At 50.2% G+C, this 9144-nt stretch carries 20 protein-coding genes; 4 read left to right on the top strand and 16 right to left on the bottom strand.

The window, feature by feature from the left end:
• Positions 1 to 56 precede the first annotated feature (56 nt).
• The 7 genes from MLC59_RS18955 to MLC59_RS18925 form a co-directional block, all read right to left on the bottom strand.
• Positions 57 to 332 (bottom strand): CopG family ribbon-helix-helix protein, encoded by a 276-nt coding sequence (locus MLC59_RS18955; RefSeq protein ID WP_248237170.1) that lies wholly within the window; start codon positions 330 to 332, stop codon positions 57 to 59.
• 144 nt (positions 333 to 476) lie between these two features.
• The gene (locus tag MLC59_RS18950) at positions 477 to 740 is read right to left on the bottom strand and encodes a Txe/YoeB family addiction module toxin (protein WP_248237169.1); all 264 of its coding nucleotides are present in this window, start codon (positions 738 to 740) and stop codon (positions 477 to 479) included.
• On the bottom strand, positions 737 to 979 hold the full coding sequence (locus MLC59_RS18945) for a type II toxin-antitoxin system Phd/YefM family antitoxin (RefSeq protein ID WP_248237168.1): 243 nt from the start codon (positions 977 to 979) through the stop codon (positions 737 to 739). Before MLC59_RS18945 ends, MLC59_RS18950 begins: the two co-directional genes overlap by 4 nt.
• A gap of 145 nt (positions 980 to 1124) precedes the next feature.
• Positions 1125 to 1424: a type II toxin-antitoxin system RelE/ParE family toxin gene (locus MLC59_RS18940; RefSeq protein WP_248237167.1), complete on the bottom strand. Its 300-nt coding sequence runs from the start codon at positions 1422 to 1424 to the stop codon at positions 1125 to 1127.
• Positions 1425 to 1694, bottom strand: a complete 270-nt coding sequence (locus MLC59_RS18935) for a type II toxin-antitoxin system Phd/YefM family antitoxin (RefSeq protein ID WP_248237166.1) — start codon at positions 1692 to 1694, stop codon at positions 1425 to 1427. It lies immediately after the preceding gene.
• A gap of 139 nt (positions 1695 to 1833) precedes the next feature.
• A complete protein-coding gene (locus tag MLC59_RS18930) occupies positions 1834 to 2106 on the bottom strand; it encodes a hypothetical protein (protein ID WP_248237165.1) in 273 nt (90 codons plus the stop codon).
• On the bottom strand, positions 2103 to 2279 hold the full coding sequence (locus MLC59_RS18925; protein WP_248237164.1) for a hypothetical protein: 177 nt from the start codon (positions 2277 to 2279) through the stop codon (positions 2103 to 2105). Before MLC59_RS18925 ends, MLC59_RS18930 begins: the two co-directional genes overlap by 4 nt.
• A gap of 274 nt (positions 2280 to 2553) precedes the next feature.
• Between MLC59_RS18925 and MLC59_RS19990 the strand changes: the two genes are divergently transcribed.
• Positions 2554 to 2790, top strand: a complete 237-nt coding sequence (locus MLC59_RS19990; RefSeq protein ID WP_282451101.1) for an addiction module protein — start codon at positions 2554 to 2556, stop codon at positions 2788 to 2790.
• A gap of 11 nt (positions 2791 to 2801) precedes the next feature.
• Complete coding sequence (locus MLC59_RS18915) at positions 2802 to 3107, top strand: hypothetical protein (RefSeq protein WP_248237162.1); 306 nt, start codon at positions 2802 to 2804, stop codon at positions 3105 to 3107.
• 72 nt (positions 3108 to 3179) lie between these two features.
• Here MLC59_RS18915 and MLC59_RS18910 read toward each other — a convergent pair whose 3' ends face one another.
• Both MLC59_RS18910 and MLC59_RS18905 read right to left on the bottom strand, forming a co-directional pair.
• A complete protein-coding gene (locus MLC59_RS18910) occupies positions 3180 to 3446 on the bottom strand; it encodes a DUF2442 domain-containing protein (protein ID WP_248237161.1) in 267 nt (88 codons plus the stop codon).
• Positions 3406 to 3645, bottom strand: coding sequence for a DUF4160 domain-containing protein (locus MLC59_RS18905; RefSeq protein WP_248237160.1), 240 nt, complete (start codon positions 3643 to 3645; stop codon positions 3406 to 3408). The genes MLC59_RS18910 and MLC59_RS18905 overlap by 41 nt, the downstream gene beginning before the upstream one ends.
• A gap of 135 nt (positions 3646 to 3780) precedes the next feature.
• Here MLC59_RS18905 and MLC59_RS18900 point away from each other — a divergent pair, with 135 nt between their 5' ends.
• The gene (locus MLC59_RS18900) at positions 3781 to 4092 is read left to right on the top strand and encodes a BrnT family toxin (RefSeq protein WP_248237159.1); all 312 of its coding nucleotides are present in this window, start codon (positions 3781 to 3783) and stop codon (positions 4090 to 4092) included.
• Positions 4067 to 4339, top strand: coding sequence for a BrnA antitoxin family protein (locus MLC59_RS18895; protein ID WP_248237158.1), 273 nt, complete (start codon positions 4067 to 4069; stop codon positions 4337 to 4339). Before MLC59_RS18900 ends, MLC59_RS18895 begins: the two co-directional genes overlap by 26 nt.
• 83 nt (positions 4340 to 4422) lie before the next feature.
• Here the strand turns inward: MLC59_RS18895 and MLC59_RS18890 are convergent, their stop codons facing one another.
• From MLC59_RS18890 to MLC59_RS18860, 7 genes are all read right to left on the bottom strand, one after another.
• Positions 4423 to 4779: a DUF4156 domain-containing protein gene (locus tag MLC59_RS18890; protein ID WP_248237157.1), complete on the bottom strand. Its 357-nt coding sequence runs from the start codon at positions 4777 to 4779 to the stop codon at positions 4423 to 4425.
• A gap of 96 nt (positions 4780 to 4875) precedes the next feature.
• Positions 4876 to 5625 carry an HNH endonuclease gene (locus tag MLC59_RS18885; RefSeq protein ID WP_248237156.1) on the bottom strand — a complete coding sequence of 250 codons (750 nt, stop codon included), beginning with the start codon at positions 5623 to 5625 and terminating at the stop codon, positions 4876 to 4878.
• Positions 5626 to 5685: 60 nt separating this feature from the next.
• Complete coding sequence (locus MLC59_RS18880; RefSeq protein ID WP_248237155.1) at positions 5686 to 6384, bottom strand: hypothetical protein; 699 nt, start codon at positions 6382 to 6384, stop codon at positions 5686 to 5688.
• A 43-nt stretch (positions 6385 to 6427) separates the two neighbouring features.
• Positions 6428 to 6754 (bottom strand): hypothetical protein, encoded by a 327-nt coding sequence (locus MLC59_RS18875; protein ID WP_248237154.1) that lies wholly within the window; start codon positions 6752 to 6754, stop codon positions 6428 to 6430.
• A 160-nt stretch (positions 6755 to 6914) separates the two neighbouring features.
• Complete coding sequence (locus MLC59_RS18870; RefSeq protein ID WP_248237153.1) at positions 6915 to 7250, bottom strand: hypothetical protein; 336 nt, start codon at positions 7248 to 7250, stop codon at positions 6915 to 6917.
• Between the two features lie 13 nt (positions 7251 to 7263).
• Positions 7264 to 8517: an ISL3 family transposase gene (locus MLC59_RS18865; protein ID WP_248237152.1), complete on the bottom strand. Its 1254-nt coding sequence runs from the start codon at positions 8515 to 8517 to the stop codon at positions 7264 to 7266.
• 306 nt (positions 8518 to 8823) lie between these two features.
• Positions 8824 to 9144, bottom strand: a 321-nt coding sequence (locus MLC59_RS18860; RefSeq protein ID WP_248237151.1) for a PH domain-containing protein, incomplete at its 5' end; no start/stop codon positions are given.

Raw genomic sequence — 9144 nt, 5'->3', positions numbered from 1 at the left:
ACCTTCGGACTGGCGCCTTGGCCAGAGGCCCCAGCGTCACGCAGTAGGTCAGCGAATTAACCAAACGGGACACTAGGTGCATCCTTCTCGTTTTCGGCTCCCCAGCTATTAAGCCAGCCGTGAACCTCGCTGGCATCAACAATCTTGCCTTGGGCCGCAGACTCCATTGCCTCCAAGGTTTGTTTCCAACGCTCTTGCTCAAGCTGCTGCTTTTCGATGTATTCGGACAATGCCTGGTTAATTACCCAGCCTTTGCTCCGATGCAGCCTGCTGGCGATTGCTTCCAGGTGCTGTTCAACTTCTGCTTGAAGGCGAACTGTGGTGACGCTCATGACTATACCCTCGAGTTTGTCGACTACAATGTATTACAGCATAGCCTGAGAGGGTGCGGCAAAGAATTTAACGCGGAGCTTTGTGGCAATTTTGGAGCCGCGAAGCGGTGGGAAAATTGTCCGGCAACAGCGGCTGGTTATGCATTATTCGTAGTGACTCCAGAGTCTGAGGACTTTCACCACTTGCTCGTTCTCCAGTACTTGGTAGACCAGGCGATGCTGAATATTAATTCGGCGCGAATAGCCCCCCGAAAGATCGCCAATGAGCTTCTCAAACGGAGGCGGCTTGCGGTATGGATCTTCCGCTATAAGCGCTAAAAGTTCCTGGGCTTTTGGTTTGAGGCCGCTGGAGGCCAACTTTTTTGCATCTTTCTGGGCCTGCTTGGTGTACACCAACTTCCATGTCACCAGTCCAACACCTCATCGCATTCATCCACGGGGGTATCCATCCCTTCCCGAATAGACTCCCGCATACCTGGTACGGAGAGCAGGTAAAGTGTTTCCTGAATAGCAGACCAGTCTTCCTCGGAAACCAGAACAGCTTTGTTCCGCTTACCCATGATGACGATTGGTTGGTGGGACTCGGCGGTCTCGTCAATCAACCGATAAAGGTTGCTGCGCGCCTCAGTTGCTGTGATTCCGGTCATGACGCACCTCTTGCGTGTTTAACTTTTACCCAAGTGTACGCCTAAAGGTACGTACGTCAAAACGAACGTATCACATAACGCCTGCCATCACCGGTGACAAAGCCGGAGCGAAGCGGAGGTTCTGGCATCCGGTGCAAGGCAGGCGTTATGTTTCGTGTGCTGGCAATTCGAGCTGCCTCTCACTCCGCCAGACTCGTATGAGCACAACCTCTTTAGCCTGCCTGAGATAGACAACTCGAAACGGTGCGTGAATCAATTCGCGAATATGATCCATGTTAAATTCAGGAACAGCTCGGCCAGCATCCGGGTGGATTTGAAGCATTTCACAGTGCTCCAGGATAGCAGCCACGAAATCATCACCGATATGTGGCACATCCTGCTCTTTGTAATACCCCTGAATAGCCTGTAAGTCCTCAAGAGCGGACTGTGCGATGAGTAATTCCATTTACTTGATACCCAACGATTTCCTGGCCTCCTCCAACGATACGGTATTGCCCTCGCGAACATCCATCAGCCCCTGCGCCACCGCCTTTACAAACCGCAATTCCTCTGCGGTTCTCTCATAATCCTCGAGCCCCTGAACAACAGCTATGCCGCGGCCACGGCTGGTGAGCAGGATGGGGCGATGCGTATCCTGCGCTCGACCAACCACCTTTCCAGGATTGATCTTCAGGTCTGATAGAGGAATGACATCCTCGGAAAATTTCACCTGCATAGTGATTACCTGGTCAACGATTTGGTACCATTAATAGCACCAGCTAACAGGTGCGGTCAAGAAACATGACGCCCGCCATCACCGGTGGCAAAACCGCAGCGAAGCGGAGGTTTTGGCATCCGGTGCATGGCCTGGTTAGCTATCGATCCTCGTGCAAGCGACCTTCCACATATTTATGGAGGATGCTAGCAACAAGTGTTTGGTAGGGGATGCCTTCTGCCAGGGCTTTCTTCTGGAGCCCCCTAAGATCCTTGGAGGATAGTCTGATGTTAATACGGGCATCTTTCTTGAACATGGCCTCGGAGTATTGTTGATGCCGTAGTTTCCTGTCTTCACTCTCTGGCGACCTCTGCAGCTCTCCTGCATCGAATGCATCCAGAATTTCCTGCTCTTCTTTATCCAGCCTACTCATTTTGGACCTCCCAAATAGGTTTTGGTCGCTTTCCAGCTCGGGATGATCGTTTTCAGAAAAACCTCATCCTCTGACTCCACAAGGGGCACCAAATACGCATACCCCTCAATTTCAATCACATGAATTTGTTGCCCCGGATATCGCTCCTGATTCGGATGCTCGAACGTATCCAAGATGCCTCCAACCGAGATATGCAAAACCACATCCTCGAAAGAGATGCTCCTTTCTGCTTGGAGAAGCTTGTTCTTCTCTGGGTTCCATGTGATAGGTTTCACGGGTCAAAGTTTAGTACGTTGTGTGCTTTTTGTGCTCACTAGCTAACGCCCGCCAGTATGCGCGGCTACGGAATGGAGGCAAAGCCGCAATGCAGTAGGCGTCGCCGTGCCTGGTCTTGTTAGGGCCTTTGAATCGGGATAGCATAATCGTATCGCCATTCGCGGAGGCATCATGGCTACCGAAACATTAGACCACCTACGCTCCCAGATTTTGACTCTCTCAGAGTCGGAGCGCGCAGCACTGGCTCGGGAGTTAATAATGAGCCTGGACGGCCCCCATGACGACTCGGTCGAGCAGGCCTGGAACGATGAAATTGTTCGCCGCGTATCCAAAGTCAAAAGCGGAAAAGCCACGCTGCTCAGCCGTGAAGAATTTCGATCAAAGATGAGAGCGAGGTTAGGCCAGTAACAGTGCGAACGGTGAGGATACTGGAAGAGGCCTCGCAGGAAGCTATAGAGGCAGCAGCATGGTATGAATATGAGCAAGCTGGACTCGGGGCCGAGTTTTTTGCTGCTGTTGATGCTGCCATCGACGTTATTGAAGAAAACTTTATCCCCTTATCACCTCTCCCCGAAGAAGCCGGTGATACCGGTGCAAGGCGCCTGATTCTGGAGCGCTTCCCATACGATATAGTTGCCATTGAACTGCTAGAAGAAGCTGTAGTCATTGCCGTTGCTCACCACTCCCGAAAACCTGGCTATTGGCTGGGGCGCGGTAAACCCTAACGCCCGCAGCATGCGCGGCTTTGGAATGGAGGCGAAGCCGCAATGGAAAAGACGTCGCCGTGCCTGCGATGGTTATGTTCTGTGAGCGACGTTCGGGAACCTCTCGGGATGCTCTATAATTTCTTCCGTCAGGTCGACATCAAGGTCGGGCCAATAGAAGTGGCCTGGAGATTGTTCCTCAACGTTCACAATTGCGCTGACCGGCTGCTCCTTAAACCAGGGAAAACTGTTGTAGGGCATGAAAAACTCTCGGTCGTGCGCCAGAAGCCACACGCCATGCGCAGAAATGTTCGTCACCTCAACTGCCGAAGTGCTGTTTCCAAGCGCTGACAAGCTCATCTCGGTGACCCTCCACCAATAGTTCGATTTCTTTCAGTTGCTGCCGGTTGTATCCGTAATTTTTGGACAGCTCAATATCTGGTTCAAGCCAGAATTTTGCCTCGCCATCACCTGATACTACATGAACATGCATGCGAGACTCCTCTCGCGAGAAGAAAAAGAAACGATATCCTTTTTCTCGGAATACTGTGGGACTCATCCATACTCCTCAAACATAACGCCTGCAGCATGCGCGCCTACGCAATGGAGCCGAAGGCGCAATGTAGTGGGCGTCGCTGTGCCTGCATTGGTTAGCACTTGTTGACGCCTGCGTATATGCTGATAATATACGTTCATGATCAATTGGGCACAAGTTACTGGCTTTGACTGGGACGAAGGCAACTCCCGTAAGAACGCGGAGAAACATGGCGTAAACCAGTCTGAAGCGGAAGAAATTTTCTTTAATGAGCCGCTTCTGGTGCTGGAAGACTCCAAACACAGCCAGACCGAGGTCCGTTTTCATGCCCTTGGTGAAACTGATGATGAGAGATTATTCCACATCACGTTCACACTAAGGCAGAACGGTACACTGATTCGGGTGATTTCCGCTCGCGACATGCACCGAAAAGAGAGGGCCGTTTATGAGCAAACCAAAAAAGATGCCTGAGTTCAAAACTGAAGCAGAAGAACGGGAATTCTGGGAAATCCACGATTCTACCGATTATCTGGACTGGAGCCAGGCCAAGCCGGCATCTTTCCCGAAGCTGAAACCCTCAACCAAGACCATCTCACTCCGGTTGCCGGAAACGCTGCTTGATCGGATCAAAATCGAAGCCAACAAGCGGGATATGCCATACCAATCGCTGATCAAGGCTTGGCTTGCAGATGACGTGAACGACAGTCGTCGGACCTGAGGTGCTAACGCCTGCAGCACGGGCAAAGTTGAAGCGCAGCGGAAACTTTGTCCCAGTGCCTGCGATTGTTATGCATTTTTTTGCTACTGTGATTTCTTAAAGGCCAGACCATCAATATCGTACGCTCGATCTAAACACAGGCCAGACATGTGCTCTCCCTGCTGGCGTATTATCTGAACATAGTCTGCGCCCATTTCGGCCGCTTTATTTCTAAGTATATTCATTGCTCCGGCGAAATCGCCTTCAGCCCCATAGAGGCCACACCCACCACCGTGTTTTGCAGATATTGGGCCGAGCATCGAATAGCCCGCTTCAGGAGCAGCAGTACCAATCTGAACATTTTCTGACCCCGGGTGCATCTTGACGCTGCTTGCAGTACAGGCAGATAAAACAAAAGTCAGGGACAGCACGAAAACAATTTTCTTCACGATTTTCTCCATATTGCATAACGCCTGAGCTCAGGGGCGTTTGAGGCGACGCCTATTTTTGCGTCAGCAAAAATGGGTGGCGGGTCAAACGTCCCCTGCAGCGATTTGTTAGGCATCTGCCACCAACTGTTTCAGAAGCTCTTCTATGGAAAATGCGGGTCTTCTTCGATGTAGCATGGCATGGCAATTTGGACACACTGGCCTTAAGTCCTTCAATGGATCAACCTGGTATTCCGTGCCTATAGAAGCCAGCTCCCTTAAATGGTGCACATGAATAAAGCCCTTGCCGATATCGCCGTACTTTTGTTCAAAATCGAAACCACATACAACACACGAACACCCATAGTGTTCGATGCAAATACTCCTAGCAACAGGGTTTCTTTCGTATGCGTTTACTTGAACCTTAGTAACAGCCCCTTCTCTTATCGAAACCGAAGCTGGAGCAAGTTCTGGATAATCGAATGAGCTTGGTTCAATTAGCAAATCCAGTTCAATCAACGCTTCTGCAAGCTCGCGTCGAAGTCGCCATGTAAACCCGCGAGGTTTATGTTCACCTGTCGCGATAACTTGCCACCAGCCCGGTGACTTCTTATCTCGCTCTGGCATTTCTAAGGCCAAATGTTTCGCTATGCGCTTACCAAGGTTCCCTAGTGCGGCATTAGCTGGAGCAGCCTTATCGCCATAACCAAGTGCGTTCGTAATTTGTGGAGCAGTTGCCTCACATTCGTCGGCAAAAAACATATACGAAAGCAGTTCAAGATTGCCTTTCTTAAGAATGCCATCGCTGAGCATCGCATCCTTGAACTGTTGCTTCGTTATCTTCACTTCTTCCCTCCAGATGCCTAACGCTTGCAGCATGCGCGCCTGCGGAATGGAGCCGAAGGCGCAATGCAGTAGGCGTCGCCATGCCTGCACTTGTTATGTGATTTGACCCGGAACTGTAATTTCTGACCGAATAACAGATGACCATTTTTTCCAGCTGAAAAAGGCACTTGGGTGACGAATAAAAAGAATGCTTATATTTTTCCCATCTTTCTCAATAATAAATTTCTTAGGCTTAAATCGCCCAACTTTTTCTAGATTACTCGACTGAAAACGAGCAATACCAGCATCTTTAAAATAATCTTTAAATGCCTTAATTTTTACAGATTCCAACCCATAAACAATAACTTGATCCACATCAAAAACTGAAGTTAATTCATCGAAAGTCTTCCATCCAAAATAATAATCGTCATATTCTGGTCTATGCTTTTTCGTTTTAATCACTCTACTTACAAGGTTGTGGTAAACTACGGAGCTCCAAAATTCATTCTTTTCTTCATTTGTTGGCGTCTTCTTGGAATATATCGCCCTTTCTATGTTTCTTAAAAACTTTGAATTTCTCTTAAAATCAAAAGCATGTGCTTTGTGGAGTTTCCTGAGATTGTCTGAATCAGATATTCGCCCAGCACTAGATGGATCCTTTGGGTTCCAATCATAAACACTTTCACCAAGAACCAAAGTTTTTTGATCCGTATCTTTATAATTTAGCCCAACCCAGGGCAATCTATTAACTCCGTCGACATCACCTAGCTGATCATCGAAACTAGTATCGAAATCACTCTCGAAAATACCCAAATCATCACCTGTCCATTACTTTATATAATTTATTATGTTATTTTTAAAGTTTTATTGACCCATTAGGCAACCACTCAATATCAAGAAGACCATCACCAAAGTGAATAATTCCTTCTTTTCTAGGGGTTTCTTTGTGCTGCCCTCGATATTCAATGAAGTTATCAATAAGCTCAATAATATGAATCTTAAGCCCTGATTCGGTAATCTTGTCGAATATATCTTCCTCAAGCTTCCACGATGTGCCGCTCAGGCGATCTTCATCCTCTTCAGCGTTGAAAATGATCTGTCCCTTTACCTTCACAATTTCTGGGTGCTGCTGCGCAAGCATCCTCAAGCGGGAACTTTCGAAATTTGGATCAAAATGCGACATATCGTTTCCTTCTGGCCTTTTTCCTTAGGTTACACTAGAGAGACGACAATTTGTGTCGCCTTGACGCATAACGCTGAGCACAGCGGCGACCTTGGAGTGGCGACGAAGGAGCCACGGAAAGGGCGTCCGGCGGCCATCGGCCGCGTACTGCTGCGACTTGTTATGCATGCTGAGCCACCTTGCGAGATGCCACGATGAAAACTGCTACTGGCAACCACACCAAAACAGCTAGCAATGCCGCTTTGAAGCTGTAGGGGGCAAAGATTAGCCCATAGATCCCCCATGTTGGTAGGTTAAGCCACGCCGATACAATGCCTGATGCCCAAAACCCCTGGCAGTGAAAGCCAACCAACATTGCATCGGTAAGGTAGCAACCAGCAGATTCGGCAGCTATTGCACCACGTCCGATGAATACTGCGATCATGATATCTACCACCACCGCCAAACCAATCAGTGTCAGCGCTACACCTGATAACTTTTTAGGGCTCTCTTCCATTTTGTGTGGAACATTAGCTTGCGATCATTTTCGGTAATGTCGCTTGAAACGGGTTCGGGGGCAGGTGCTTGAGCTTGCCGGCGATCAGGAAGCAGATGGCAATGAAGTGGTTCGCCGTGCCGTAGCCGCGCGCCCGGGCCTTGGCTGCCTGGATCAGGCTGTTCATGGCTTCGACATAACCATTGCTCAAGCCGCTTTCAAAACCCTGCAGAACACCGGCCCAATGCCGCTTGAGGGTGGCTGCGAGTTGTTTCATCGGCTCCAACCGACAACGCCTGGCCCAGGAGTACCAACCTTTCAGTAACGCGTCGGCTTGTTCACGACCGGGGTTGGCCTGGAAGATGCCGCCCAGGGTTTCCTTGATGCGCCAGGCGCGAGCGGTCTTCAGGTTGGAGCGGGTCAGGTCGTACACGGCCTCATCCTGCTTTTTGCTCCAGCGGGCTATGTCGGTGAGCCAGGCCCATTTGGTTCGCTTCAGGCGGGCATCGTGGCGTACTTCAGACTTGCGCACGGCATCCACAGCCTGATTTGCCAGCTGAATGATATGGAACCGGTCAAAGGTGATTTCGGCGTTGGGCAGCTGCTGACCCAGGCCGCTGATGTAGGCCTTGGACATATCGATGCTGGCGTGCCGGACCTGATCAGCCTTGCCCTGATGGCTCGCAAGATCCTCAGAGAATCTTTTCAGAGTCTGGGCGTCACGACCGGGCGTTGCAAAGATGAGTCGGCGCTCGGCCAGGTCATGCACCAGCGTGATGTAGTGATGGCCACGCCGACAGGCGGTCTCATCGACCCCGATGGTGGTCACGGTGCTGTAGTCTTCACGAGCTTGTGCCTGGGTGACATGGTGGTCCAGTACCCGCCAAAGGGCCCTGTCATCAGTCCTCAGCTGCCTTGCCGTGGTCGATACCGGCATGGCCTTAGCCAACGTGAGGGCAAAGGCTTCGAATAGCAGGGTGAAACGGCTGCCCGGGCGAGCCCAGGGAACGTCCACCTGAGTGGTCTTCTTGCAGCCGCTACAGCGCACCCGAGGCACATCCGCATGGACGTAAGCTGCAAACTGGAAGAAATCCAGGTGCCGCCAGGTACGCGGCTTCCGGTCGTGAACAGGCTGATCGGCTCGCCCGCACCCGGGGCACGGTAACTGCTTTGCCTCACAGGAGACCCGGAAATCGATGCGTTGGGCTTTGGGGTCAAAATCGATGTCATCAACAGCCCATGGCGGTGTCAGGCCCAAGGCTTGTGTGAACAGCAGTTCCGGATTCATAGAGGTAGTCGCTGGAGGCCAGAAGATGCACGAGAGTATGGCTTAAAAATGCGTCAGCCGGCGAGGGGTTCCACACGAAACGGAAGAGAGCCCGTTTTAGCAATTGACCAGTTCATCATCCTGCATAACGCCAGTGGTAATGGGCGCCAACGGAGCAGAGCGTAGTTGGCGTCCCGTTGACCATCTTGTTATGCCTTTCCAGATCACTCACAACAGTCAGCAATTGTGGATGGCAATTTTCGGGCCACATCCATTTCACGATACTATCTAAATAATTCTTAAAACCGAAATTACACTCCAGCGTTTCTATTTCCTGTATCTTGAAATTAGGTCTTTTACTGTTCGTGCGTCTGGCACTCCAAAAAACTGGATATCTTTATCCTCAGATGCAGCAGAGCCAATTTTTATGGCGCCTATACCGAGCATTCTCTCAACGACACCCTGATACACGTTAATACTACAAATGTCTTTCATTAATACTTCCTGTGTTGATTTAGTAAATATACCTCTGCTCGTCAACACTCTTTTTGTGGTAACCGTGTATATAGTCTGGCAAGCCCCCGATATCCTAGACGCCTGACAGCTGCTTAAAATACTGCTTTTCGAAGTCCACGGGAGACAGTCCTC

Source organism: Marinobacter bryozoorum, assembly GCF_023156245.1.
In the GTDB taxonomy this organism is placed as follows: Bacteria; Pseudomonadota; Gammaproteobacteria; order Pseudomonadales; family Oleiphilaceae; genus Marinobacter; species Marinobacter bryozoorum.
This window is presented reverse-complemented; position numbering and strand designations above follow the sequence as displayed.

What these genes read in the sequence shown, in the direction of transcription:
- MLC59_RS18955 (WP_248237170.1), bottom strand. Translation starts at nt 332, where the DNA reads ATGAGCGTCACCACAGTTCGCCTTCAAGCAGAAGTTGAACAGCACCTG.
- MLC59_RS18945 (WP_248237168.1), bottom strand. Translation starts at nt 979, where the DNA reads ATGACCGGAATCACAGCAACTGAGGCGCGCAGCAACCTTTATCGGTTG.
- MLC59_RS18940 (WP_248237167.1), bottom strand. Translation starts at nt 1,424, where the DNA reads ATGGAATTACTCATCGCACAGTCCGCTCTTGAGGACTTACAGGCTATT.
- MLC59_RS18935 (WP_248237166.1), bottom strand. Translation starts at nt 1,694, where the DNA reads ATGCAGGTGAAATTTTCCGAGGATGTCATTCCTCTATCAGACCTGAAG.
- MLC59_RS18930 (WP_248237165.1), bottom strand. Translation starts at nt 2,106, where the DNA reads ATGAGTAGGCTGGATAAAGAAGAGCAGGAAATTCTGGATGCATTCGAT.
- MLC59_RS19990 (WP_282451101.1), top strand. Translation starts at nt 2,554, where the DNA reads ATGGCTACCGAAACATTAGACCACCTACGCTCCCAGATTTTGACTCTC.
- MLC59_RS18910 (WP_248237161.1), bottom strand. Translation starts at nt 3,446, where the DNA reads ATGAGCTTGTCAGCGCTTGGAAACAGCACTTCGGCAGTTGAGGTGACG.
- MLC59_RS18905 (WP_248237160.1), bottom strand. Translation starts at nt 3,645, where the DNA reads ATGAGTCCCACAGTATTCCGAGAAAAAGGATATCGTTTCTTTTTCTTC.
- MLC59_RS18900 (WP_248237159.1), top strand. Translation starts at nt 3,781, where the DNA reads ATGATCAATTGGGCACAAGTTACTGGCTTTGACTGGGACGAAGGCAAC.
- MLC59_RS18895 (WP_248237158.1), top strand. Translation starts at nt 4,067, where the DNA reads ATGAGCAAACCAAAAAAGATGCCTGAGTTCAAAACTGAAGCAGAAGAA.
- MLC59_RS18890 (WP_248237157.1), bottom strand. Translation starts at nt 4,779, where the DNA reads ATGGAGAAAATCGTGAAGAAAATTGTTTTCGTGCTGTCCCTGACTTTT.
- MLC59_RS18885 (WP_248237156.1), bottom strand. Translation starts at nt 5,625, where the DNA reads ATGCTGCAAGCGTTAGGCATCTGGAGGGAAGAAGTGAAGATAACGAAG.
- MLC59_RS18875 (WP_248237154.1), bottom strand. Translation starts at nt 6,754, where the DNA reads ATGTCGCATTTTGATCCAAATTTCGAAAGTTCCCGCTTGAGGATGCTT.
- MLC59_RS18870 (WP_248237153.1), bottom strand. Translation starts at nt 7,250, where the DNA reads ATGGAAGAGAGCCCTAAAAAGTTATCAGGTGTAGCGCTGACACTGATT.
- MLC59_RS18865 (WP_248237152.1), bottom strand. Translation starts at nt 8,517, where the DNA reads ATGAATCCGGAACTGCTGTTCACACAAGCCTTGGGCCTGACACCGCCA.